The sequence below is a fragment of the Pseudomonas machongensis genome, assembly GCF_034961125.1.
GTDB lineage: Bacteria > Pseudomonadota > Gammaproteobacteria > Pseudomonadales > Pseudomonadaceae > Aquipseudomonas > Aquipseudomonas machongensis.
On the sequence record NZ_JAYFUI010000036.1, the window covers coordinates 1 to 25,190 of the forward strand.

A 25,190-nucleotide genomic window follows, 5' to 3' on the forward strand; every position below is an offset into this window, starting at 1 on the left:
TCATCGATGATGCGCCCGTTGCCACGTACCGGGCCGTCCAGGCGTTGCAGGTTGCAGTTGACCACCCACACCAGGTTGTCCAGGCGCTCGCGCGCCGCAAGAGTGAGCGCCGACATGCTTTCCGGTTCATCCATCTCGCCGTCGCCGAATACCCCCCACACGCGCCGCCCAGCGCCCTGACGCAGGCCCCGGTGTTCCAGGTAGCGCATGAAGCGCGCCTGGTAGATCGAACTGATCGGCCCGATGCCCATGGAGCCGGTGGGAAACTGCCAGAAATCAGGCATCAGCCAGGGATGTGGATAACTCGACAGGCCCTGCACATCGCGGCGCCGTGCAGTGATTTCCTGTCGATAGTGCTCCAGCTGCTCAACCTGCATGCGGCCCTCGAGGAAGGCCCGGGCGTAGACACCCGGCGCCGAGTGCGGCTGGAAGAACACCAGGTCGCCAGTGCCCGGCGTATCGCCGCCACGGAAGAAGTGGTTGAAGCCGACCTCGAACAAGTCGGCAGCACTGGCGTAGCTTGCAATATGACCGCCCAGCTCACCGTAGGCCTGGTTGGCGCGCACCACCATGGCCAGCGCGTTCCAGCGCATGATCGAGGCCAGACGTTCCTCGGTCGCCAGATCGCCCGGAAAGGCCGGCTGCTGCTCGACGCCGATGCTGTTGATATAGGGCGTGCCATGCCCTGGCTGCCAGCCGACGGCATGATGCCGCGCCAGGGCCGCAAGCCTGTCGAGCAGAGCCCGCGTGCGCGGCGCGCCTTCGTGTTCGAGCAGCGACAGTAACGCGTCGCGCCACTCATCCAGGCCCTGGGTGTCGATGTCGTCCTCGGCGGACGCCTCGCGCAACGATCCTGCAGCGTGATGGATGCTCATGACAGCACTTGCACCTCGGTGTACTTGTTGGAGGGGGACGGTTTCAGACCGCCAGGAAGCGTTCCTCGAGAATTCGCTTGACCAGCATCCGCGCGACATCGACGACCTGCTCGACCTGTGTCACGGGCGAGCCCTGGCGATTGATCGCGGGATCGAGCTGCAGGCAGCGCAGCTCATGGCCACACACTGAGCCTAGCCATGCCAGGCGCACCTGCCCGTCGCTCTCAAGGTCCAGCAGGTAGCAACGCTTGGAGACCGCTCGCAACAGGGCGCTGGCCTCGCATGCCGACTCGGCGGCAAGCGTGCGCTGCCCATCGCCTGCTGCCAGCCAGTTGGCCTGCAGGCCGTCCATGTCCTGCACGTGCAGATGGGCAACTTCGTTCCAGCCCTCAAGCGCAGCGTGCAACCCGATGCTCAGAATCTCGGGCAACGCTGCACTGGACACCACCACCACCGCCACGTCCTGCGATGGCGCCTTCACCCACCTTGCGAACCTGGAAATCGTCAGCATGGCCTGCTCCCTCTCGTCGGGTCTGTGCGCATGAAACCTGCTCCAGAACGATACTCAGCGCACGATTGAATTTCATACCTATTCTTACCCGTGAACAGGAACAACCTTCCAAGCTTCAACCCCCAACTGAAGGCTGTCCCGTCATGGCTTCGTAAAGCAGGCAATCATCCCGGCAGCCGCACAAACCTGACGGCAAGCGGGCTACACACCAGACCGAGGAAACGCGATGAAAGAGCCCGCCAAGCCTATCGAGGTCAACACCCACGAACGCAAGATCCTGCGTGCACTGCAAGCCAACGGCCGAATCAGCAACGCGGAACTGGCGAAGAAAGTCGGGCTGAGCACCACCGCGTGCTGGAACCACACCAAACGGCTGTTCGATGCGGGCGTGATCAAGGGGGTGCATGCCCACGTCGATCCGAACGTGCTGCAGCAGGGCACCGTGGTGCTCATCGGCGTGGTGCTGGATCGCTCCACCCCCGAGAGCTTCGCCGCGTTCGAAGCGGCCGCGCGCAACCTGCAGCAGGTGCTGGAATGCTGGCTGGTGGCGGGGGATGTGGACTACTTCCTGAAGATCCGCGTGCGTGACCTGCCGGCCTTCAACCACCTGCACAATACGCAGATCATCGCCCTGCCTGGGGTGCGCCAAGTGCGCACGTTCTTCGTGCTCAACGAGGTGAAGTCCGGCGGTCTCATCTCGATCTGAGGCAACGCCACCCGCCTTGGTAAACCGTCCCAGGCGTGCATCCATTCCTTCTTTTTCGAGCTGTGCCCCGACGCTCTAATGCCGGAAGCGGTGCGTCGAAGACGCTCCGCTTCCCCCAGGAACGGAGCGTCCCATGCCACTCATCAACGCGTTCATGCAATTGCCAGGTCTGGCGGTGGCCTTGCTGTATACCGGGCTCGCCAGCGCACAGCCAGCCGACCCGCAGACCGAGACCCTGCAACTGGAAAGTCGTGCGGCACAGTGCGCACCACATCTGGAGAGTCTGGAGCGGCTGCTCGTCGACAGGATTAATGGCCTGGAGCCCGCGATGGGTGAAAGGCTACGGCAGATTCCCGAAATCGAACGTCGTATAGCACGCCTACGCCAGCAGCTGGACCAAGAGCGCCAGGACTACGAAAAACTGCCGTGGCGCCCAGAGCACCGCATACGTCTGGAAGCGCTTGAAAACGAAATCTGGAGCAACCAGAGCGCCATCCGTTCGACCCAGCTCGACGAGCGCAACCTGACGGTGATGAAACCGGCACTCAGCAGCACCCGCCAGCAACAGAGCGCCCTAATCCTGCAACTGGACGCATTCGTCGCCGCACGCCATGACTGTGAACACCCCCAACACAGCCCTCAGTGCTACGCAGAGGAGGTCGCACCGCTGCACCCTCTGCTGAAGTCGGCACTCGACGACACCCATGCGCTGCTCGAAACGCTCTGGTCACCGCTCAGCAACGTTGTCTTCTATTCGATGGCATGGATAGACGACTGCGCTGCAACAGCCCCCCCGGGATTCGGCCAACAGCCATCCCTCTAGTTCCACGCCCCCGCTGGATAGTTCCCCAAATCTCAGAAGAGGTCCACCATGTCTGAACTCACCCCATTCATCAGCCGCAGAGCCCTGATCGAAAAAAACATCCGTCAGGAACTGACAACCCATGGCGCATCCCAACCGTTGAGCCTGCCAACTGTCGACAGCCCGCTCGTGGCTCACTACGTGAACAGGATCGAAGGCTCCTATGACTCATCACGCGCGAAAATCGATACGGACCACGCCATCGAGCTGCTCTACATCGCCTACAACACCACGCCCCAGCGCAACGGCGAAATCCGCGTCAAGATCAACAGCATCATGGACAAGCTGCTCAAAGCACAGCAGGACAGCGAACGCCAGATCAGGGCCGCCAGCACTGCCGCCAGCCGTCTCACCCGAAAGCTCAACCGCGGCCTGACCGGCTGGACCGCCGCCAAGGAAACCGGTGACATCGCGCAGATCAAGCGCTTCGTAAACAAAGAACTGATGGACATGGCCAACGAGATCAAAAACTCGGCCATGGCGGTCAACGCGAGCCTGCAAACCATCGTCGACCGCTACGATGGCATCATCGATGACACCCACGAAGTGACCGCCAGCAGCGAGATGGCCTTGAGCACAACACTTGAGGCCAACGAAAAAATTCGCCAGGAAATTCTTCAGCACAAGGCTCGCAGCAAACAACTGGAATCGCTGATAGCCGACATGCAACAACAGGTCAAGCGCTACGAGTCCCTCGCCCGCGACTATGCAGATCAAGCCAAGTCTTCCGAGGAGCGCGCCTTCTGGGCAGGCATCCTGCGTGGTGCTGCGCAGGTGATATCGGCCGCCATGCCACTGGCGGCCATGGCTGCCAGCGGCGGCAGCTCGTCTCTGGTCGCCGCGGCCTCAGTCGCCGCAGGCGTCGGAAAAGGCGCCAACGGCGCCCAGGGCAACGCCACTGGCGACCTCATCCGCCTGAAGAAAGAGCGCTCCGAGCATCGCGCCGAACTGGCGTTGATACAGGAGGAGGTGGACAAACTGCAGACGTCGATCTCAGGTTATCAGGCGCAGAAAGGCAAGGAGGCCGACACCGGCAAACTCAAGGTGCTGGAGAACCGGATCACCGAAGCCGAAGGGCTTCTGGTCAAGGCCAAGGCCAAGTACCAGGAGGCCAAGGAGCACCTTGGTTCACTGGAGTCCGCGCTCCAGACTCTGGCCTCGGCAGCCGGTGATATCAGCGATGCCAGCCGGGTACAGGCCAACAACCTGCGCCAGATGCAGCTGCAGATGCTCGATAATGCCGACAAGTACGAGACCGCCAGGCGCGAACAGGCAGCCGAACTGCTGGAAGTTTCCGTGCTGATGGCAGGCAAAGGCAGCGAGCAGGAGATCATCGAGCTGGCGATCAGGTCACTGAACCTGAGCGTGAGCGCCCTCAAGCGCACCCGTGAAATCGTCGTGGAAATAGCGTTCTTCTTCCGCTCGTTCTGCGACTTCATGGAGGTCATCCGCCAGGATGCCCAAGAGCAGATCGAAGAGTTCGAAGATGCCGAAGACATCGACTCGAACCGCGACTACCTCTTTTCGCAATTGTGTGAGTCCACCGACGCATTCTTCATCAGCCAGACCGGGCAGTGGATCGCCGTCGGCATTGTCTCCGATCATTTCGCCCTGACATTCAAGGACGGCTGGAGCAAGCTCAACAAACTGTCCGGAAAGTACATCACCAACGATGAACTGCCCGCCTATCTCACCGAGGCGGCGGGCAAGCTGGACATGATCGCAGCCGATCGCAATGCCGCCAGCCACGAGCGTCAGGTGTACCTGGAAAACTACCGTAACGAACTCAACGCCGATTAATGGCCGCCCGGCGGGGGCAAAAAAAAAGTTCAGAAAATCGTGAACTGATTATTTGCCCCCGCCGATTTTTCCCCTTGGCACGTCTCTCCAGAATCGCCTCACCACAATCACAATAACCGTGAGGCCACTCCCGTGGACCAGACCCTCCAGGTACGGCAAGCTGCCGCCGACCTCGTCGACGCCTTTGCCAGTAACGACACCGCCCGCTATTTCGCCTGTTTCAGCGAAGACGCCACCTTCCTGTTCCATACGCTGCCCCAACCGCTGCTGTCTCGGCGCGCCTATGAAGACCTTTGGGCTCAGTGGCAAGCCGACGGCTTTGCCGTGCTCGAGTGCGCGTCGAGCAATGCCCACGTGAGCCTGCAGGGCGATCTGGCGATCTTCATGCACGACGTGGCCACACGCATTCGCATTGCCGAGCAGGAACAGGCGCTGAACGAGCGCGAGACCATCGTGTTCCGCCTGCAAGGCGAGCGCTGGCTGGCGTGCCATGAACACCTGTCGGTCGCCTCCTGCGCCTGACCTTCGACAACGGCCTTGCCGCACTGCCATCGCACCCACAACAAAGCCTGCCACAGGCCAACAACACTCGCGCTGGAGCATCAACATGAGCCACTCGACCGGTATCGAGACCAATGGCGTCGAACAGATCCCCGACGATCAACGCGACGCCACCCCGCTTGACCTGTTCCGCCTGATCTTCGGCGGTGCCAATACCTTCGCCACCGCCGTGCTCGGCAGCTTCCCGGTACTGTTCGGGCTGTCCTTCCAGGCGGGGCTGTGGGCGATCCTGCTCGGCGTCGGGGTCGGTTCGCTGATCCTTGCACCCATGGGGCTGTTCGGCGCACTCAACGGCACCAACAACGCCGTCTCGTCCGGCGCGCATTTTGGCGTACACGGACGCATCGTCGGCTCGTTCCTGTCGTTGCTGACCGCCGTGGCGTTCTTTTCGTTGTCGGTGTGGAGCTCGGGCGATGCCCTGATCGGAGGCGCCAAGCGCTTGGTCGGACTGCCCGAAACCGACCTCACCCTGGGCCTGGCCTATGGGCTATTCGCAGTGCTGGTGCTGGTGGTATGCATCTTCGGTTTCCGCTTCATGCTGTGGGTCAACAAGATTGCGGTATGGGCTTCGAGCCTGCTGTTCCTGCTCGGCATCGCCGCCTTCGCCGGCCCGTTCGACGCAAGCTTCGCCGGCAGCGTCAACCTCGGCCAGCCGGGCTTCTGGGCCGCCTTCGTTGGCGCCGCGATCCTCGCCATGAGCAACCCGGTGTCCTTCGGCGCGTTCCTCGGTGACTGGTCACGCTACATCCCGCGCCAGACCCCGAAATCGCGCATCATGCTGGCGGTGATCCTGGCCCAGGCCGCGACCCTGATCCCGTTCCTGTTCGGTCTGTGCACCGCGACCCTGGTGGCCAGCCAGGCGCCGGATTACATCGCCGCCAACAACTATGTCGGCGGCCTGCTGGCGATCTCGCCGGCCTGGTTCTTCCTGCCGGTGTGCCTGATTGCCGTGATCGGCGGCATGTCCACCGGCACCACCGCGCTGTATGGCACCGGGCTGGACATGTCCAGCGTGTTCCCACGCCTGCTCAGCCGCGCGGCCGCCACCCTGCTGATCGGTGTGCTGGCGATCGCCTTCATCTTCATCGGCCGCTTCGCCTTCAACCTGGTGCAGAGCGTATCGACCTTCGCCGTGCTGATCATCACCTGCACCAGCCCGTGGATGGTGATCATGATTCTCGGCCTGATCACCCGCCGTGGCTTCTACCACGCCGACGACCTGCAAGTGTTCACCCGCGGCCAGCGTGGCGGCCACTACTGGTTCCTGCACGGCTGGAACTGGCGCGGCATGGGCGCCTGGATCCCCAGCGCCGCCGTGGGCCTGTGCTTTGTCAACTTGCCGGGACAGTTCGTCGGCCCGCTCGGGCACCTGGCTGGCGGCATCGACCTGAGCCTGCCGGTCACCCTCGGCATCGCCGGCGTGCTGTACCTGATCCTGCTCAACCTGTTCCCCGAACCTGCCGGTGTCTACGGCCCGCGCGGACCGCGCTGGGTACGCTGCAAAAGCGCTCCTGTGACACCCGTGACCACTGCCGAAATGGCCTGACTGGAATCCGACCATGACCACTCCCCACTACATCGACGGCCGCTGGGTCGAAGGCCAAGGCAACGACAGCATCAGCGTCTACGATCCCTCTCTGGGCGCACCTTTCGCCGAGCTGAGATCGGCCAGCAGCGCCCAGGTCGACGAGGCGGTACAAGCCGCACGCCGTGCCCTGCCCGCCTGGAAGAGCCGCCCGGCCGCCGAGCGCGCTGCCCTGCTGCGCGGATTTGCCGAACAGCTTGGTGCCCGTCGCGAAGAACTGATCGCGCTGCAGGTGCGCAACAATGGCAAGCCACGGCACGAGGCCGAGATCGATCTGGACGACGCGGTGGCAACCTTCGACTACTACGCCGAGCTCGCCGAACAACTGCCGCAGAAGAACCGCGACGTGCCCCTGGCAGCCCCAGGCTTTACCGCGCGCACCCGCCTTGAAGCCGTCGGCGTGGTCGGCCTGATCGTGCCGTGGAACTTCCCGCTGGTGACCAGCGCCTGGAAGCTCGCCCCGGCCCTGGCCGCCGGCTGCACCGTGGTGCTCAAGCCTTCGGAGATCACCCCATTGATCGAACAGGCCTACGGCCAGATCGCCCAGCAGCTTGGGCTGCCGGCCGGGGTGCTGAACATCGTCAACGGCAAGGCCGAGACCGGCGCGGCGCTGAGTGGCCACAACGGCCTGGACAAGCTGTCGTTCACCGGCAGCAATGCCGTCGGCAGCCAGGTCATGCGCAGCGCCGCAGCCCAGTGCCGGCCAGTGACACTGGAGCTGGGCGGCAAGTCGGCGATCGTTGTGTTCGACGACTGCGACCCAGACCAGGCGGTGGAATGGATTGTCGCCGGCATCACCTGGAACGCCGGGCAGATGTGCTCGGCCACCTCGCGCCTGCTGGTGCAGGACGGTATCGCCGACACGCTGCTACCACGGCTGCAGGCGGCGCTGGAGAAACTGCGCGTGGGCAACCCGCTGGTCGAGGAAGTAGAGATGGGACCGCTGACCAGCCAGGCGCAGTGGCTCAAGGTCGCCGGCTATTTCGCCACCGCGCGCGAGGAAGGGCTGAAGTGCCTGGCCGGAGGCAAGGCGTTGGACGCAGAGGGTTGGTTCGTCAGCCCGACGCTGTACGTCGATGTGCCCGAGACCAGCCGCTTGTGGAGCGAAGAGATTTTCGGCCCGGTGCTGTGCGCACGCCGGTTCACCACCGAGGAACAAGCGATCGCCCAGGCCAACGACAGCCGCTTCGGCCTGGTAGCCACGGTCTGCTCGGCGGACCTCGAACGCGCCGAGCGCGTGGCCGATGCGCTGGAGGTCGGGCATGTATGGATCAATTCGGTGCAGGCGGTGTTCGTCGAAACTTCATGGGGGGGCACCAAGGGCAGCGGGATCGGGCGCGAGCTTGGGCCTTGGGGGTTGTCGGGGTATCTGTCGGTGAAGCACGTGACGCGGTGCGTAGGCTGAGGCCTCGGAGATGAAACCGGGGCTGCCTTACAACTCCGGGCATCGAAACGTAAGAGATTTCCGAATCTTTCACCCGACACTTCAGGACATAGTGGGCAACGAACTATCCTACGACCGCTCCAGACGCTTCGCTATTGTTGGGCTTGGCAAGCAGGGCTAATTTCCCCGGGTCGTCATTTGGCGACCGGGTGTGAGAGCCCGGCGATACATCGTGCCAGCGTTATGGCAGCCGTTCGTGGGCAGGCTTCGGCCTGGCCGGAATTCCGATGTTCGCCGGTCTCTCACCCCACGCACGGCTGCCACCTGATTCTGTGGGAGGAAGATGCATGGCAGTTTCTTGAGATGAAATCGGAAGAAAGCCATGAAAAAAATCGTTCCAGACCCACCGGCCCAGCCTCTTCACCGTCCCCTCTTCATCATCAACCCCGACATGCCCGCCACCGACGCCCTCGTCCACCTTATCCAACTGATGCACGGAATCGAGGACACCCTCGATGAATACTGCTGCGCCAATGCCGGGCTGCCTGGGAACGGGATGCTGGTGAATGCGGCGCACAGCGTGCAGATGGGCAGGCTGTTGGCTGAGCATGTGCTGGGGGATGGCAACCGCAGATAACAACTTTGCCCAATACCCGTAGGAGCGGGCTGGTCAGATTTGGAACAAGACAGCCGCTCGCAGACGCATCCCTTTCAAGGGTGTTTGCGTAGAGGCTGACAGGTGCTCGCCGAAAGTTTTGTTGGGCCTGTGAAATCGAGCGCCGCCCGCGCGGCGCTTCGCGGGCAAGTCGGAGCGCCGAACCGCCGCTCCTACAGTTTGTTTCGGGCCAGTCTCTCCTGAGCCATCACCGGGTCCGCCTTGGTGATCCGACGCGGTTTCGGTGCGGGCTTTGCCGCCGCTCCACATGACTCAAGACATGCACCAAGGCAGGCGCCGGTACTTTCACAGGAATAATTGGCCCGAAACAAACTGTGGGAGCGGCGGTTCGGCGCTCCGACTTGCCCGCGAAGCGCCGCGCGGGCGGCGCTCGATTTCACAGGCACTAGAGAACTTTCGGCGAGCACCTGCCAGCCCTCACGCAATCACATGCGAACCCCCTCCCCCACAAACATCTGTGGAAGAGGGCCCGCAGCATCAAACCGACTCATCGGCCGCCCGCGTACCTTCCTGCAGCAACACCATGCTCTGCGGCGACGACAGCGCGATGCCTTCATCGCGCAGGCGCCCGAGAATGGCGAACAGCAGGTCGCTGCGCGCGCCCGATACCTGACGCGGCCCGGCCACGTAGCCGCTGGCGCTGAGCACCATGCCGCTGGCGGTCAAATCCTTGAAGGTTACCGACGGCGCCGGGGCATCGAGGATCGCCTCGTGGTCACGGTAGGCCTGCAGCAGCAGCTCGCGCACGTGGTTGGCGTCGGTCTCCAGTGGCAGGGTCAAGGTCACACCGACAACACCCAAGGCGTTGGCCATGGTGACGTTGCGCACGTTCTGGGAGATGAACTGCGAGTTGGGCACGATCACCGTCGAACGGTCGGACATCTGGATCTCGGTGGCGCGCACGTTGATGCGCCGGATGTCACCCTCCACCCCCGCCAGGCTGACCCAGTCGCCCACTTTCACCGGACGTTCGGTGAGCAGGATCAGGCCGGAGATAAAGTTCTGCACGATCTGCTGCAAACCGAAACCGATACCCACCGACAGCGCACTGACCACCCAGGTCAGGCTGGTCAGGTTGATGTGCAGGGTCGACATCACCAGCATGGCTAGGAACAGGAAGCCCAGGTAGCCAACCAGCGTCACCAAAGAGGCACGCATGCCAGCGTCCATGTCGGTTTCCGGCAACAGACGCTCGCTCAGCCAGCGCTTGACCACACGGATGGCGAACAGCCCGCCGAAGAAGATCGCCAGCGCCAGGAAGATATCCTGGGGCACGATGTTCAGATTGCCGAGGATCTTGCCACCGCTACCATCCCAGTCGGCCAGGCTCAGCAGCAGCTCGCCGGGGCTGGTGCCCGAAGGCATGAAGGCCAGCAGCGCGGCTATGAACAGCAATACGGTCCGACCGATACCGGCCAGCACCGTGCTGGCCTGGGCTTGGTGGCGCTGCTGCAGGCCTAGCGCCGAGGCCAGCGCCAGCCCACCGGGCTGACGCGGCGACAGCAAGGTTTCGCAGAGGTCGCCGAACACGGTCACCAGCAGGTAGGCGCACACCGCCACGACGCTGATCCACAGCAACTTGGCGGTCAGGAAGTAGGCCAGGGTGAGGTAGCCGGTGAGCAGTGCCAGCAGGATCGCGATGACCCACACCACCACCACGAAGGGGATCAGCCCGGCCAGGCCCGCCGGACGCTCCAGCCCATGCTGGCGGCGAGTGCGGCGATAGCGCACCAGCACAGCGACGAACAGCAGCGATACCACCAGCGCGGTCAGGCCGTTGGTGGCCAGGGTCAGCGCCAGGCTGGTGCCGATGACGCTGTTGATGCGCTCCTGGGTCAGCAGCAGCACCAAGGCCAGGGCCAGGGCCTGCGGGAACCAGCCCAGGGCGCTGGCCACTTCGTCGGGAATCGGCGGCAGGCGCCAGGACGGGCGTTGCAGCATCAGCATGGCGCGGCCCAGGCCAGAAATGAAGGCGCTGAACACCACCAGGGTGAGGACGTGGTTGGTCAGGCTGGCCAGATCCGCGCCCAGCTCGGCACTGCTTTCCAGGCCCCAGCGCAGCAGCGACACGGAGCCGGCGATGGTCGCCAGGGTGGCCAGCGCCACACTCAAGGCCAGGGCGCTGCGGCGCAAGCGGCCTTCGGGCAGCCAGCGGATCATCGCGTCGGCCAGCAGGCGCTCAAGCACCTTGCGCACCAAGGTCCAGACCAGCACGGCAGCGACCAGAGCGGTGATGAACAACCAGCGGTGCTCGGCGCTGAGGGCACTGGCCACGGCATCTGCCGCCTCGCCGCGCAGGTCGCGCAGGCGCGCCACGTCTTCATCGGTAGGACGGATCAGGCTCGACCAGAACGCCGGGCTCAGCGGGCTGGCGGCGCGGCTGGTGATCTGCGAGTTGAACAGGCTGCGGCGCAGGTTGACGATCTGGGTAGACAGGTCGCGCGCCGACTGGGTGAGCTGGGTAGCCTCGGTCTGCTCGGCCACCAGGGCCTTTTTCTGCTTGTCCAACTGCTGGCGCTGGCGCGTCAGGCTCTCGGCCTCCTCAGGCTGCACCGGCCCCAGCACATTGAGCTGATCATCCAGCCGGGCGACATCCGCCGTACGCTGCGTGGCCAGGGCATCGGCCTGGCGCTGAACCTGCAACGCCGATTGACGCAGTTGCGAGAGCAGATCGTCATTGGCATTGCTGGTCACGCCCTGGCGGATCTGGTCGAGCCGGTCGCTCAACTGATCCAGGCTGGCATCTTCGTCCAGCACCTGCTGTTCGGCAGCGGCCAGGCTCGATACCGGCGTGGCCGGTGCGGACCAGGCAGGCGTCGCCACCCACAGCAACAATGCCAAAATTCCTACGTAAAAACGCTCAAGGCTCATACGCCTCATCGAAATCCCCTCTATACAGCTCGACAGGCGGAGGATTCTACGCTGCCGCGGCGATCAGGTGATGACCGTTTCTCGCGCCAGCAACTGACGCTTGCGTTCCACGCCCCAGCGATAGCCACTGATATCGTCGTCACGCCGTACCACTCGGTGGCAGGGAATTGCCACGGCAATGCGGTTGGCTGCGCAGGCCAGGGCTACGGCACGCACCGCCTTGGGTGCGCCGATACGCTCGGCGATATCGCTGTAGCTGACCCGGCCGCCCGCCGGTACCTCGCGCAGCGCCTGCCAGACACGCTCCTGGAACGCGGTGCCCTGTACATCGAGGGGCAGTTGCAGCCCCAGCGACGGCTGCTCGACAAAACCCACCACCTCGGCAACCAGGCGCTCGAAAGCGCGGTCACCACCGATGAAATGGGCCTTGGGGAACTGGTCCTGCAGCTGTTCGAGCAGCGTTTGCGGGTCATCGCCGAGCAGGATCGCGCAGATGCCGCGCTCGCTTTGCGCCACCAGGATCGCCCCGAGAAAGCACTGGCCAAGGGCAAAACGAATGGTCGCGCCCACGCCGCCGGCCCGGTACTCACGCGGCTGCATGCCCAGGCGCTGGCCCGCGCTGGCATAGAAGCGACTGTTGGAGTTGTAGCCTGCGTCGTAGATCGCGTCAGTGACGCTGCCAGCCTGCTCCAGCCCTTCACGCAAGCGTCGGGCACGAAAGGCCGAGGCATAGGCCTTGGGTGTGAGGCCGGTTTCGGCCTTGAACAAGCGGTGCAGGTGGAAGGGGCTGACACCCAGTTCGGCACCCAACTGCTCGAGCTGAGGCGCGCTGTCGTGGGATTCGATCAGCCGGCAGGCCCGCGCAACCAGCGCGGTACGCTTGGCGCCAGGGTCGGCGAGGGTTGCCGTGCAGCGTTTGCACGGGCGGTAGCCGGCGGCTTCGGCAGCGACGGCATCATCGAAGAACTCGACGTTTTCGCGCTTGGCCATGCGCGACTTGCAGCCTGGCTGGCAATAAATGCCCGTGGTGCGCACGGCATAGACGAAGTGACCGGCAGCTTCTGGATCGCGGGCCTGGACGGCCTGCCAGCGGGCTGCATCGGTGTTGTACGGGGTGGCTGGCATGGGCGGGGCCTCTGGGGTGATTGGTTGTCAGCGTGGCAGGTTCTGTTGGGCTGGGCTCTCCGGTTCTTGCGGGGTTATTTTGTGCCGGCCTTTTCGCGGGCAAGCCCGCTCCTACAAGAGCCAGCACACCCTTGCCCGCGAAAAGGCCCCGCCTCAAGCCCGCCACAGATACCAGGCCGCCACCGTCCGATAAGGGCTCCAGACCCCGCCCAGCGAACGCATCTGCGCCGGCGTCGGTGCCTTCTCCAGGCCCTTCAACCGACGGTATCCCTCGCGCACCCCGAAGTCATCCACCGGCAGGATGTCCGAGCGCTCAAGGCTATAGATCAGCAACATCTCAACCGTCCAGCGCCCCACGCCACGCAAGGCCACCAGGCGCTCGATCAGCGCCTCGTCCTTCATCGTCAGCGCCTCTTCGCGCCCGGGCACTGCCCCTTCGAGCCGGGCCTGGGCGATGTGCAGGATGCTCGCCAGCTTGCTCGCCGAGAAGCCACAACCACGCAACACCTCGGGGTCGGTGGCGAGCAACTGCTCGGGCGCAGGAAACGCCACCTGCGGATACAACGCCAGCAAGCGCCCGAGTATCGCCTCGGCTGCCCGGGCATGCAGTTGCTGGTAGGCCACCGCCCGCACCAGCGCCTCGAACGGCTCACGCCCAGGCGTAGCGCGGTGCAGGCACGGCCCGACCGCGGCGATATGCCGGGCCCAGTCCGGGTCCAGCCCGCTGAGAAAGTCGATCGCCTGCTGATAGGCGTGCGGCGAGAGATCGGCATGGATCATGGCACGTTACCCGTGGAATGAGCTGAAAGACCCATGTTAGACCAACCGTTCATCGCCAGATCGCCGAATCTTGCGCGACAAATTCCTGGTATGCCATTGCTCCGACAGCATTGCCCCGCATAGAATTGAGAACTATTCACAGTCACTCCTCACTCCTTCTTCGCAACCAGGGCCGCAGCCACGATGCAGATGAACGACATGCTCAAGCCTGCCGAAGTCGATCTGCTCTACCAGACCCACCACGCCTGGCTGCGCGGCTGGTTGCGAGCACGGGTCGGCTGCCGGGAACATGCCGCGGACCTCGCCCAGGACACCTTCGTACGCCTGCTGCGCGCGCGCCAGGTTTCACCGCTGAAAGAGCCACGCGCCTACCTCAGCAGCATCGCCCGCGGCCTGATGATCGATCAGTTCCGTCGCCGTGCGCTGGAACGCGCCTACCAGGAAACCCTGGCCTGCCTGCCCGAAGGCGAAGCGCCCAGCGAGGAGCATCGCCTGGTGATTCTCGACACCCTCGAACGCCTCGACCGCGCCCTGCACCTGCTCAAGCCGCGGGTGCGCCAGGCATTCCTGCTGGCCCAGCTCGATGGCCTGAGCATCCCGCAGATCGCCGGGCGCCTGGAAGTGTCCCGGGCCACGGTCGAGCGCGACCTGGCCCGGGCGCTGGGCACCTGCTATCGGTTGCGCTATGCCGACGCCTGAGCGCATCCCTGCCCAGGCCCAGGTAGATGAGGCGATCGACTGGCTGGTGAAACTGCGCTTCGACGATCCATCGGCGCATCACCAGCAGCAATTCCAGCACTGGCTGCACAGCCATCCGCACAACGTCCTGGCCTGGCAGCGGGTCAACAGCCTGGGCAACGAACTGGCCGGCCTGCCCCCCGATCTGAGCCGACGTACCCTCGAGGGCAGCCAGCGCCAACGCATGAGCCGACGCGACAACCTCAAGCTACTGGTCGCATTCGCGGTTGTCGGCGGGGCTGTCTGGACCGCGCGCGAGCCCCTGGGCCTGCCTGCGCTGATGGCCGACAGTCGCACCGCCACCGGCGAACGCCGCGACCTGCAAGGCAGCGACGGCAGCCGCATCCAGCTCAACACCGCCAGCGCCATCGACCTGCGCTACAGTGCCGACCAGCGCCTGCTGACACTGATTCGCGGCGAGGTCAGCCTGGACAGCAACGCCAGCGACAACCGCACCTTCCACATCGACACCGCCATCGCCGACATGGACACCCGCAACGGCCAGTTGCTGCTGCGCGAGAACGACGACGGCCTGCTGCTGGCGGTTCGCCGTGGCGAGGTACTGCTGTTCCCCTCCTCCGCTCGCCCACGGTGGGTGAAGAGCGGCGAGGTGCTGCAGGTGAATGCCTCTGGGCAAACCGAGGTGGCGGCCCTGCATGGCGACCCGTGGGGCTGGACCGATGGCGTGCTCAGCGTGCAGCAGATGCCGTTGGGCGAGTTCGTGGCCGAACTTTCGCGGTATCGACCGGGGCTGCTCAGGTGCGCACCGGAAGTCGCCGGTCTGAAGGTTTCGGGGACTTATCAACTGGCAGACACCGATCAGATCCTGCTGTTGATCGCACGAAGCTTGCCGGTACGCATCGACTACCGCACGCGCTACTGGGTGAGCATCGACCTGGCCTGATCCCGGGCGTTTGGCCAGTCACCCTGTGTCATGAAAATAAATGAGGTGGAATCTCATTCTCGTCCGGCCTGAAGGAACAAAGCCCGAAAAGTGGTCCCCCAACCTTCAGGAGCGCTTCATGATTCGCCCGTGTTCCCCCCGTAACGACAGGCTGCGCAATGCCATCCACGCCGCTGCCTTCGGCCTGGGCCTGGCCAGTTCCGCACTCTCGGCCCAAGCCCTTGCCGCCCCAGCAGGCCAAAACCAGCAGATCGCCTGGAACATCCCGGCCGGCCCGCTGGCCCCAGCGCTGGACCAGATGGCCCGCCAGGGCGGCCTGAACCTGTCGTTCGACGCGAACAGCCTCCAGGGCAAGACCACCCGCGGCGTGCAGGGCAGCTACGACAGCGCCCAGGCCCTGTCGATCCTGCTGCAAGGCAGCAACGTGCAAGTTCAGCAACAGAGCGACAAGAGCTTCATGCTGATCCCGGCGCTGGACGTCGGTGATGCACTCGAGCTCGGCGCCACCAGCATCTCCAGCGATCGCCTGGGCGAGACCACCGAGAACACCGGTTCCTACACCACGGGTGCGGTGACCATCGGCAAGACCCCGCAAAGCATCCGCCACACCCCGCAGTCGGTGACCGTGGTCACCCGCCAACGCCTCGACGACCAGAACATCACCAACCTCACCAATCTGCTCGAGCAGACCCCAGGCGTGGTGGTCAACCTCACCGACAGCGAGCGGGTGCAGTACTTCTCGCGCGGCTATTCCATCGACGCCATCCAGTACGATGGCGCCACCGTCGCCCAGGGCAGCGGCAATGGCTCGTTCGTGCAAAGTGACGCGGCGATCATCGACCGCGCCGAGATCCTGCGCGGCGCCACCGGCATGCTGCGCGGCGCCGGCAACCCGTCGGGCACGGTCAACCTGGTGCGCAAGCGCCCGACCGCGCAATTCCAGGGTGAAGGCAGCGTCACCCTCGGTTCCTGGGATGCCCAGCGCTACGTTGCCGACATCTCCGGGCCGCTGACCGAGACCGGCAATGTGCGCGGGCGGATCATCGCCGTGCACGATGAAAAGGATCACTTCCAGGAGTCGCGCCAGGAGCGCAAGGAAGTGCTGTACGGCGTGGTGGCCTTCGACCTGAGCGAAAGCACCACCCTGACCACCGGCCTCGAATGGACCAAGCTCGACACCACCGGTTCATGGGGTGGCCTGCCCGCCGACTACAACGGCAAGCCGCTGCCGCTGGGACGCAGCACCTACCTGGGCGCCGACTGGAACCGCTGGAACCGCAGCAACCTGCAGACCTTCGCCGAGCTCGAGCATCGCTTCGACAACGACTGGAAGCTCAAGCTGATGGCCCAGCGCACCGAGTTCAAGCTGGCCGACGATGGTTTCAAGCAGACCTTCATCAGCCGCGCCACCGGCGCCGCCAACCCGACCAACAACCCTTACCTGATGAACTACCAGGTCACCGAGGGCGATGACGGCGAGAGCCTGCAGAACAACCTGAGCGCCACCCTCAACGGCCCGTTCGACCTGCTCGGACGTACCCACGACCTGATGCTCGGCGTCGAACGCATTCGCAACGACTCCTCGCCTTCGGCGACCAACTTCGTCACCAACGGCGTGTTCGACATCCGCGAGTGGGACCCGAAGACCAGCCTGGGCAACCCGAACATCAACATCACCGCCCACCCGGTACGCACCCGCACCACCCAGGAAGGCGCTTACGCCACCTGGCGTATCTCGCTGGCCGATCCGCTCACCGCGATCATCGGCGCGCGGGCCAATTGGTACGACTACGAACAGGAAAACAACGTCCGCTCCAATGGCAAGTTCAGCGTCGACAACGAAATCGTGCCGTATGCCGCACTGATCTACGACCTCAACGACAACTTCAGCACCTACGCCAGCTACACCGAAATCTTCAACCCGCAGACCGCCACCGACGTCAGCGGCTCGGTACTGGCCCCGGTTACCGGCGAAGCCTACGAGACCGGGATCAAGGGCGAGTTCTACGAAGGAAGGCTGAACACCTCGCTGGCGTTCTTCCGCATCTACCAGGTCGGCAACCCGCTGGACGACGTCAGCGGCCCCAACCCGTGCCCGCCGAACTACACCAGCGGCTACTGCAAGGTGGCAGCCGGCAAGAACCGCAGCCAGGGCTTCGAGCTGGAGATTTCCGGCGAGGTGCTGCCGGGCTGGAATGTCAGCGGTGGCTACACCTACAACACCACCGAGTACCTGAAGGACACCACCAGCAATACCGGCAATGCGATTCGCACCACCGACCCCAAACGCATGCTGCGGCTGTTCACCAGCTACCGCCTGCCCGGCGAGCTGCAGGCCTGGACCGTCGGTGGTGGCGTGCAGGCGCAGAGCGCCATCTATAACCGCAGCGGTAATGTCGAGGCCTCGCAGTCCGGCTATGCGGTGTACAACGCCATGGTCAACTACCGCTTCAACGACAATTATTCGCTGCAGCTCAACGCCAACAACGTCTTCGACAAGAAGTACTACCGCCAGGTGGCGCCGACCGCGACCGGCTACTACTGGGGGGATCCGCGCAATGTGTCGGTGACCTTGCGCGGGAGCTTCTGACCTTGTCTGCCTGAACCGGCTTCTTCGCAAGCTTGCCCGCGAAGAAGCCTCACTGGCCCGGGCTGACTTCTACAGAAGCCCGCCCAGCCCGCCGCCAGGCCTGCCGTGCAAAGCACACGAACAACCCCGCCATCAGCGCCAGCGCCATGGGCAACCCATGCGGCGCCACGCCCATCGCCGCACCACTGACCAGCGGCCCGACCAGGCTGCCCACGCCCCACAGCAAGCCGACGCTGGCGTTTGCCGTGACCAGGTCCTTGCCCTTGAATCGCTGCCCGATCAGCACCAGCGCCAAGGTATAGATCCCTCCGGCCACAGCCCCCAGCACCACCAGCAACGGCCACAGCAGCCAGGTCATCTGCAGCAGCCACGGCAAGGCAATACCGATCGCCATCGCCACCAGCCCGCACACCAGGTGCAGCCCGGTGCGCTCTACCCGGTCCGCCAGCCAGCCCAGCGGCAGCTGGAACAGCATGTCGCCAGCGAACACCACCGTCACCATCAGCGCGGCCACGCCTATTGCAAAGCCATGGCTGGTGGCATACACCGGCAACAACGACAGCACCACGGCGTCGAAGAACGAGAAGAACAGCACCGCCACGCACAGGGCCGGGGCAACACGGAAGAAGCCGCCCAGGGTGAAGCTCTTGTCGTCTTCCTCGCCATGCTCGACATGATCGTTCGGCACCGTGAACAGGATGCATAGCAACGCCAAGCCATAGCAGGCGGTAACCACCCCCGTCACCCAGGGGCTGTTGGCACCGACCAGCGCCAGCATCGCCGGGCCCAGCACCTGGAAGCCTGTGAAACTAGTGGCGTACAGGGCCATGATCTTGCCGCGGTTGTGCTCCGGGCACAGCTCGTTGACCCACGACTCGCCCAGGATGATCGCGATGCCCATGCCGATCCCCAGCGCCAGGCGCAACAGCGCCAACAGCCAGATCGACGCGAACGACCACTCCAGCAGGCCGATGCTCAGGGCACAGAGGCTGAAGCACAGCAGGTAGATGGTGCGTCGGGTGAAAAGCCGGCAGCAGGCGTCGACCATGAACGCCGAGAGCATCATGCCCGCAGCGGGAATGGCCGAGACGATGCCGATTTCCAGGGTGCCTGCCCCCGCCTCGTGCAGACGCAACGACACCAGCGGCAGGCTGGCCCCCAGGCTGAAGCCCACCACCGACACGGCGAACAGAAGGCCCGCCAGCAAACGCATGTTCATGTACCACTCCAGACAACTGAAAAAGACGTGCAAACGCAGGCGCCCACGGCCACGCCGAGGCGGCGCAGCAGACAGGGGCGCAGATCAGTTCAGTGCGTGGTGTGTGGCGAGAAGGTGAAGGCGAACAGGACGCTGCGCCGGCGCTTGAGCACCGTGTCGCTCGGCCACGCGCGACGCGCTGTCGGGGGGACAGGCAGGCATGTGTGGCTGAGGGAGGGTGAGCGGCGCATTGCTTGAATCGCAGGGAAAAATGAAGGAGGCGGCACTCTAGGCCAGGGCTGATCGTTCAGTCAACTGGGCGGCCCCTTTCGCGGACGAACCCGCGAAAGGGGCGCAACACGCGCCCTGGTGTCTCAACGCTTGCCGGTGGAAGGCAGGAACACCGCCAGCAAGCCGAACAACGGCAGGAACGAGCACAGCCCATATACGTACTCGATCCCGCGCAGGTCCGCCAGATAGCCCAGCAGCGCCGCGCCGATCCCGCCGAAGCCGAACATCAGCCCGAAGAAAATGCCCGCGATCATGCCGACGTTCCCCGGCACCAGCTCCTGGGCATATACCACGATCGCCGAGAACGCCGAGGCGAGGATGAAGCCGATCACCAGGCTCAGCACCGTGGTCCAGAACAGATCGGCGTAGGGCAGCGCCAGGGTGAACGGTGCAACGCCCAGGATCGAGAACCAGATCACTGCCTTGCGCCCGATGCGGTCACCGATAGGCCCACCGAAGAAGGTGCCCGCCGCCACCGCGCCGAGGAACAGGAACAGGTGCAGTTGCGAGCTGGCCACCGACAGGTCGAACTTCTCGATCAGGTAGAACGTGAAGTAGCTGGTGAAGCTGGCCATGTAGAAGTACTTGGAGAACACCAGCAGCCCCAGCACGATCAGCGCGGCGAGCACACGCTGGCGCGACAGGCCATGGGTGGCGGCACCGGCCTTGCGCGCCTTGAACTGGTTCAGGTGATCCTTGTACCAGCGGCGCAGCAGCAAGGTCACACCGAAGAAGAACAACGCCGCCAGGCCGAACCAGGCGACGTGGGTCTGACCGAACGGGATGACGATCGCCGCCGCCAGCAGCGGGCCGAAGGCCGAGCCGGCGTTGCCCCCCACCTGGAAGGTCGACTGCGCCAGGCCGAAGCGTCCGCCGGAGGCCAGGCGGGCGATGCGCGAGGTTTCCGGGTGGAAGGTCGAAGAGCCGATCCCCACCAGCGCCGAGGCCAGCAGGATCATCGGGAAGCTGCCGACGAACGCAAGCATGACGATACCCACCAAGGTACACAGCGTGCCCAGCGGCAGCAGGTTCGGCGTCGGCCGCTTGTCGGTATAGAAACCGACCCATGGCTGCAGCAGTGAGGCGGTGACCTGGAAAGTCAGGGTGATCAGGCCGATCTGGGCGAAGCTCAGGTCGTAGTTGGCCTTGAGCATCGGATAGATCGCCGGCAACACCGACTGGATCAGGTCGTTGATCAGGTGTGCAAGTGCGCAGAAGGTGATGATCCGCATCACCAGCGGGCTGCTGCCGGAAGTCGGCGTTGCGCTGCTGGTCGCGGGGCTGGACGAGGTACTGCTGATGGCCATGGGCTCGACATCCGTGCTCAGTCGGTTGGGATCCGATTATTAGAAACATCTCGATACGAAGCCACCCTTATTTGCCTTGGATGTGCCATCCATTCGTCACGCACTTGCAAATGGTTCTCACTATATTTAGCATCCTCAACCAATTCCCCCGTAGATACAGGGCCAAACCGCCCTTCTCGCGAGCAGACCGATCCCATGAACCCGATGCCCGCCGTGCAGTTCGATCACGATCCCCAACGCGAAGCACTGGAATGGTTCGCCCGCCTGCGCCAGCCGGGCGGTGATGAACGGCAGCGCAAGGCCTTCGCCCTGTGGTGCCAGGATCCGGACAATGCCCGCGCCTTTGCAGCGCTGGAAAGCCGCTGGCAGCAGCTGCAGAGCCCGCCTGCGCGGCTGCGGCCAAGGGAAGTGGCGGTACGTCGCAGTCACTGGGGCAAGGCGCTGGGAGCGTTGTTCCTGTTGCTGCTGGCCGCGTTGGCCTACCTCTACTGGCCGTTGATGCAGCGCCTGGGCAGCGAACTGCACACCGCTGCGGGCGAGCGCCGCAGCCTGCGCCTGGCGGACGGTTCGACCCTGCATCTGGACAGCGCCAGCGCCATGAACGTCGACCTGCGCAGCCGCACCCGCCAACTGCAGTTGGTGCAGGGCCAGGTGTACCTTGAAGTGATGCTCGATGGGCGCGCGCTGGAAGTGCAGGTGGACGATGCACGGATCCAGGTGTTCGGCACCCGCCTGATGATCGCTCGCAACAGCGACTACGACGAACTGGTGGTGCTCAGCGGCAAGGCCATGGTCAGCCAGGGCGGCGACCAGCGCATGGTGTCGGCGGGCGAGCGGGTCAGGTTCAACCCGGTGCGTATCGACGCGGTGGAAAAGGCCGACATCAAGACGGCCGATGCCTGGCGCAACGGGCAACTGGCCGCCCGGGACATGCCCTTGCAGCAGGTGCTGGAGCGGCTTGCCAGCTACCAAGGGCAGCGGGTGTGGATGATGGACGAGCAAACCGCTTACCGGCGCATCAGCGGTGATTTCAACCTCGACCGCACAGGCGAAACCCTCGACAGCCTCGCCGCCGCCCAACAACTGCGGGTCAACAACCTGCTCGGGCAGTGGCTGATCGTCCGCTGAAGCGGGCCTTCCGGCTAAGTTTTTGAAAGCGTGCAGATTTTTTTTGAAATGAGTGTTGACAGAGGGTCATCACAAGAGAATAATGCGCGCCATTGGCTACATAGCTCAGTTGGTTAGAGCATAGCATTCATAATGCTGGGGTCCGGGGTTCAAGTCCCTGTGTAGCCACCAAATACGAAAAGGGCTTACCGCAAGGTAAGCCCTTTTTCTTTGCCCTCGAGAATCCCTTCAGCGTATTCCCGCCATGGCGACGGCCACCCCCAGGCCAATCAACGCCACTCCGATCACCCGATCTACCACGACCTGTCGTTCGATCATCGCCTTGCGCAGCCCGGCGCTGGAGAAAAACACCGCCACCAGGCTGAACCACGCCCAATGGGCCAACGACATGAAGGCACCATAGGCCAGATTTATCGCCAGTTCGCTGCCCGGCTTTACCACCTGCGTGTAGGCGCTGATCACGAACAGCATGGTCTTGGGGTTCAGTGCGTTGGTGAGAAACCCCGTGCGCAGGGCCGCGAATGTGCCCGCCGCACTGACCGGCTCCTGGCTGTCGAGACGGATGCGTTGGGTATTGGTCAGCGACCGGTATCCCAGATAGACCAGATACCCCGCCCCCAGCGTTTTCATCAGCACGAACAGCGTCGGGCTGCGGCTGATGAGCACAGCGATGCCGAACAATGTGTACAGCACGTGCACCTGAACCCCCAGGGCGATCCCCAAAGCTGCCGCCAGCCCAGCTCGACGCCCTTGTGCATAACTGCTGCGGGTGACCATAGCGAAGTCCGCGCCGGGGCTGATGACAGCCAGGAGGGTGAACAGGGCAACGGCGATCAGTTCGGTCATGCGAGAAGCCTCGATAGGTGACGTCAGTACACAGGAAATACGATTATCGAAGGCGCTGGTGCGGGAAAAAATCGATTTTGCCGCTACCCTATCTGCTAGTTTTCATCACCTATCTTTCATCGCGCATGGCGTCTTGCCGCCACTGCCGCCCAGAACAGACAGCGGACGCCCCATGAAACTCCCCCACCTCACCGCCCTGCGCTACTTCGACAGCGCTGCGCGCAGCGAAAGCTTCGTGCGCGCCGCCGAGCAACTGCACGTCACCCATGGCGCGGTCAGCCGCCAGGTCCGGCTGCTCGAAGAGGGCCTGGGGATCGAACTGTTCGAGCGCCGCAACCGCGCAGTCTTCCTCACCGCGGCCGGGCGAACCCTCTTCGACACCACCCAAACGATTTTCGAACAGCTCGCCAGCACGGTGCAGCGCCTGCAGGAACACGCACAGGACAACGTCCTGGTGCTGTCGTGCGAGCCCACCCTTGCCATGCGCTGGCTGATCCCGCGCCTGCCGGACTTCCATGCCCACCACCCGGACCTGCAACTGCACCTGGTGGCCGCGGGCGGCCCGGTCGACTTCACCCGCGGCGGTATCGACCTGGCGTTGCGCCGAGACGACTTCCGCTGGGATCGCCAACTGCACAGCCTGATGATCTGCGAGGAATGGATCGGCCCTGTCGCCCGCGCGGGCGCGCCCGCCACGCTCGACGGCCAGCGCCTGCTGCACAGCCACACCCGCACCACAGCCTGGAACACCTGGCTGAGCCTGAGCGGCCACAGCGCCACCGGCACAGAACGCAGCGACTACGAGCATTTCTATCTGTCGATCCAGGCCGCCAGTGCCGGGCTGGGCATGGCCATCGCCTCGGCGCTGATGGTTGGCGATGAACTACGCAGCGGCCAGTTGCAGGCGCCCTACGGGTTTCTGCGCGACGGCTCGGCCTATCATCTGCTCAGCCCCCAGCCCCTGGACGATGACAGCAAGCGCCAGCGCTTCGCCGAATGGGTCTTGCGCCAGTGCCAGGGCAGCCTCGATCACCTGAGCCTGACGCAGAACGACGAACCTGCGCTGCCGTCGCCACCCCAGGTGCGATAGCCCGCGGTATCGAGATGGATACGGCCTGACGGATAGCGCCCCAGTCCCATGTTCCAGGCCTGTCCCTGCTGCTGCCAGAAGGCGCACAGCGGATTCGGGTCGGCCCAGTCGGGCAGCAACAGGTCGACAGCGAAGGCGCGGGTATGGACGCTGCCCACCGCCCCCCCGGCACAGGCGTTGAGCTTGGGCTCGCGGTAGGCGGACACCACCTCGAACCGACGCAGGATGCCCTGCTCTTCGAGGGTGCGGATCAATGCCAGGGTCGAGCGCACTGCCGGCCATTGCGCGCTGGGCGCCACGGCGAACGGCGAGGCGCGGCACAGACGCCAGTCCGATGCCGAACGCAGCAACTGATGGATCGGCACCACCCCGTACAGCCGCGCATCCACCAGCATCTGGCGAAACGCGCGGGTCTCGTGGTCGCCCGCCCAATGCGCGAACATCCGCACATCACGCTCATCGGCGCAGACCCCTGTCATCGCCAGAAGCGACGTCGCCAACAGCCATGTTCCGACGCTTTTCATCCCCCACCTCTTCATCCAGTATGAGCAGCCCGCCGACCCTGGCGGCCACTGACAAGGAGTTAAGCATGCAAAAGATGGCTGTATCGGGCCTGGCCGCCCTCGCCTTCAGCGGCCTGGCACTGGCGGATGCACAGATCGACCTGGGCGATGCGCAACGGGTCACCCGCTTGTTCGCCTTCCCCAACAACTGCCACGTGATCTGCTTTCGCGACTGGACGCTGGAGCAGACCGTCGAGCACTACCTGACCCAGAGCGTACGCCGCGACGGCTATGCCGACGCCCAGGTGCAGGTGCGTCGCGACAACGACAGGCTGCATGCCCATATCGGCGCCGTTCCAGCCAGCTATGCCGAGCCGTTGCGCAAGCTACTCGACAGCGGCGAACTGGCCTACCAGGGCGCTACCCGTCTGAACAACGATGGCAAGTGGGCCTACGACTGGTACCTGTTCCTGCCACTGGGCATGGCCCTGGAAAATCGCCGCAGCATCGAGCTGCTGCACTTCCCGCCGGATTATTCGCTGACCCAGGCCCAGGACTACCTGCGCTCCAACACCACCGATCGCTGGGCGCAGCTGCTGACCTTCAACGGTGTCGAGGCCAGCCAGACCCCGGCCTACCAGACCATCGTCGACATCGCCCCGATCGCTGCGCCCGCCAGCGCCGGCAAGGACCTGGAAGGCACCTACAGCTACTTCGCCGACTATCAGACGCGCATGGTCAAGGAGATGACCCTGCGCCACGACGCCAAGCCCCTGCCGATGGTGGCTTTCGGCGCACCGGTGCGCAGCTGGATCCAGCAGCAGTACGGGCCGAAGGTCAATGTGCTGGGGCTGGTCAG

Annotated in this window: 21 protein-coding genes, 1 tRNA gene and 2 pseudogenes; 14 read left to right on the forward strand and 10 right to left on the reverse strand. The window is 64.3% G+C overall.

Going from position 1 to position 25,190, the window contains the following annotated elements:
- Positions 1-875 (reverse strand): annotated as a pseudogene (locus tag VA602_RS01585) (pyruvate dehydrogenase (acetyl-transferring), homodimeric type); the annotation flags it as partial.
- A gap of 43 nt (positions 876-918) precedes the next feature.
- The gene (locus tag VA602_RS01590; RefSeq protein WP_063542888.1) at positions 919-1,386 is read right to left on the reverse strand and encodes a hypothetical protein; all 468 of its coding nucleotides are present in this window, start codon (positions 1,384-1,386) and stop codon (positions 919-921) included.
- 226 nt (positions 1,387-1,612) lie between these two features.
- Here VA602_RS01590 and VA602_RS01595 point away from each other — a divergent pair, with 226 nt between their 5' ends.
- The 7 genes from VA602_RS01595 (at position 1,613) to VA602_RS01625 (ending at position 8,921) form a co-directional block, all read left to right on the forward strand.
- Complete coding sequence (locus VA602_RS01595; RefSeq protein ID WP_063542886.1) at positions 1,613-2,092, forward strand: Lrp/AsnC family transcriptional regulator; 480 nt, start codon at positions 1,613-1,615, stop codon at positions 2,090-2,092.
- A 133-nt stretch (positions 2,093-2,225) separates the two neighbouring features.
- A complete protein-coding gene (locus tag VA602_RS01600) occupies positions 2,226-2,915 on the forward strand; it encodes a hypothetical protein (protein WP_323452297.1) in 690 nt (229 codons plus the stop codon).
- Between the two features lie 48 nt (positions 2,916-2,963).
- Positions 2,964-4,754 carry a GumC domain-containing protein gene (locus VA602_RS01605; protein WP_323452298.1) on the forward strand — a complete coding sequence of 597 codons (1,791 nt, stop codon included), beginning with the start codon at positions 2,964-2,966 and terminating at the stop codon, positions 4,752-4,754.
- 132 nt (positions 4,755-4,886) lie between these two features.
- A complete protein-coding gene (locus tag VA602_RS01610; RefSeq protein ID WP_323452299.1) occupies positions 4,887-5,276 on the forward strand; it encodes a YybH family protein in 390 nt (129 codons plus the stop codon).
- 85 nt (positions 5,277-5,361) lie between these two features.
- Positions 5,362-6,861 (forward strand): purine-cytosine permease family protein, encoded by a 1,500-nt coding sequence (locus VA602_RS01615; RefSeq protein ID WP_323452300.1) that lies wholly within the window; start codon positions 5,362-5,364, stop codon positions 6,859-6,861.
- Positions 6,862-6,874: 13 nt separating this feature from the next.
- On the forward strand, positions 6,875-8,305 hold the full coding sequence (locus tag VA602_RS01620) for an aldehyde dehydrogenase family protein (RefSeq protein WP_323452301.1): 1,431 nt from the start codon (positions 6,875-6,877) through the stop codon (positions 8,303-8,305).
- 361 nt (positions 8,306-8,666) lie between these two features.
- On the forward strand, positions 8,667-8,921 hold the full coding sequence (locus VA602_RS01625; RefSeq protein ID WP_323452302.1) for a hypothetical protein: 255 nt from the start codon (positions 8,667-8,669) through the stop codon (positions 8,919-8,921).
- Positions 8,922-9,036: 115 nt separating this feature from the next.
- On the opposite strand, the pseudogene VA602_RS26710 reads toward VA602_RS01625, so the two are convergent.
- The 4 genes and pseudogenes from VA602_RS26710 to VA602_RS01640 all read right to left on the reverse strand — a co-directional run.
- A pseudogene (locus tag VA602_RS26710) lies at positions 9,037-9,135 on the reverse strand (hypothetical protein); the annotation flags it as partial.
- 302 nt (positions 9,136-9,437) lie between these two features.
- Positions 9,438-11,840 (reverse strand): DUF3772 domain-containing protein, encoded by a 2,403-nt coding sequence (locus VA602_RS01630; protein ID WP_323452303.1) that lies wholly within the window; start codon positions 11,838-11,840, stop codon positions 9,438-9,440.
- Positions 11,841-11,894: 54 nt separating this feature from the next.
- Positions 11,895-12,956 carry a bifunctional DNA-binding transcriptional regulator/O6-methylguanine-DNA methyltransferase Ada gene (gene ada, locus VA602_RS01635; protein WP_323452304.1) on the reverse strand — a complete coding sequence of 354 codons (1,062 nt, stop codon included), beginning with the start codon at positions 12,954-12,956 and terminating at the stop codon, positions 11,895-11,897.
- A gap of 153 nt (positions 12,957-13,109) precedes the next feature.
- On the reverse strand, positions 13,110-13,736 hold the full coding sequence (locus VA602_RS01640; protein WP_063542870.1) for a DNA-3-methyladenine glycosylase family protein: 627 nt from the start codon (positions 13,734-13,736) through the stop codon (positions 13,110-13,112).
- 183 nt (positions 13,737-13,919) lie between these two features.
- Between VA602_RS01640 and VA602_RS01645 the strand changes: the two genes are divergently transcribed.
- The 3 genes from VA602_RS01645 to VA602_RS01655 all read left to right on the forward strand — a co-directional run bounded on the left by VA602_RS01645 (position 13,920) and on the right by VA602_RS01655 (position 17,968).
- Positions 13,920-14,435 carry a sigma-70 family RNA polymerase sigma factor gene (locus tag VA602_RS01645; protein WP_323452305.1) on the forward strand — a complete coding sequence of 172 codons (516 nt, stop codon included), beginning with the start codon at positions 13,920-13,922 and terminating at the stop codon, positions 14,433-14,435.
- On the forward strand, positions 14,422-15,378 hold the full coding sequence (locus tag VA602_RS01650) for a FecR domain-containing protein (RefSeq protein ID WP_323452306.1): 957 nt from the start codon (positions 14,422-14,424) through the stop codon (positions 15,376-15,378). Before VA602_RS01645 ends, VA602_RS01650 begins: the two co-directional genes overlap by 14 nt.
- A 118-nt stretch (positions 15,379-15,496) precedes the next feature.
- A complete protein-coding gene (locus tag VA602_RS01655) occupies positions 15,497-17,968 on the forward strand; it encodes a TonB-dependent siderophore receptor (RefSeq protein WP_323452307.1) in 2,472 nt (823 codons plus the stop codon).
- A gap of 49 nt (positions 17,969-18,017) precedes the next feature.
- Here the strand turns inward: VA602_RS01655 and VA602_RS01660 are convergent, their stop codons facing one another.
- Together VA602_RS01660 and VA602_RS01665 are read right to left on the reverse strand one after the other, a co-directional pair.
- The gene (locus VA602_RS01660; protein WP_323452308.1) at positions 18,018-19,187 is read right to left on the reverse strand and encodes an MFS transporter; all 1,170 of its coding nucleotides are present in this window, start codon (positions 19,185-19,187) and stop codon (positions 18,018-18,020) included.
- A 353-nt stretch (positions 19,188-19,540) separates the two neighbouring features.
- Complete coding sequence (locus VA602_RS01665) at positions 19,541-20,764, reverse strand: MFS transporter (protein ID WP_054895224.1); 1,224 nt, start codon at positions 20,762-20,764, stop codon at positions 19,541-19,543.
- 195 nt (positions 20,765-20,959) lie between these two features.
- On the opposite strand from VA602_RS01665, the gene VA602_RS01670 reads away from it, so the two are divergent.
- Both VA602_RS01670 and VA602_RS01675 read left to right on the forward strand, forming a co-directional pair.
- Positions 20,960-21,892, forward strand: coding sequence for a FecR family protein (locus VA602_RS01670; RefSeq protein WP_323452309.1), 933 nt, complete (start codon positions 20,960-20,962; stop codon positions 21,890-21,892).
- A gap of 94 nt (positions 21,893-21,986) precedes the next feature.
- Positions 21,987-22,063: transfer RNA gene (locus VA602_RS01675), tRNA-Met, on the forward strand.
- Between the two features lie 57 nt (positions 22,064-22,120).
- Here the strand turns inward: VA602_RS01675 and VA602_RS01680 are convergent.
- A complete protein-coding gene (locus tag VA602_RS01680; protein WP_323452310.1) occupies positions 22,121-22,738 on the reverse strand; it encodes a LysE family translocator in 618 nt (205 codons plus the stop codon).
- A gap of 172 nt (positions 22,739-22,910) precedes the next feature.
- Between VA602_RS01680 and VA602_RS01685 the strand changes: the two genes are divergently transcribed.
- Complete coding sequence (locus tag VA602_RS01685) at positions 22,911-23,828, forward strand: LysR substrate-binding domain-containing protein (protein WP_323452311.1); 918 nt, start codon at positions 22,911-22,913, stop codon at positions 23,826-23,828.
- On the opposite strand, the gene VA602_RS01690 is transcribed toward VA602_RS01685, so the two are convergent.
- On the reverse strand, positions 23,768-24,352 hold the full coding sequence (locus VA602_RS01690) for a peptidase M15 (RefSeq protein WP_323452312.1): 585 nt from the start codon (positions 24,350-24,352) through the stop codon (positions 23,768-23,770). The genes VA602_RS01685 and VA602_RS01690 overlap by 61 nt on opposite strands.
- Before the next feature lie 65 nt (positions 24,353-24,417).
- On the opposite strand from VA602_RS01690, the gene VA602_RS01695 reads away from it, so the two are divergent.
- A partial coding sequence (locus VA602_RS01695) for a hypothetical protein (RefSeq protein WP_323452313.1) occupies positions 24,418-25,190 on the forward strand: 773 nt, incomplete at its 3' end.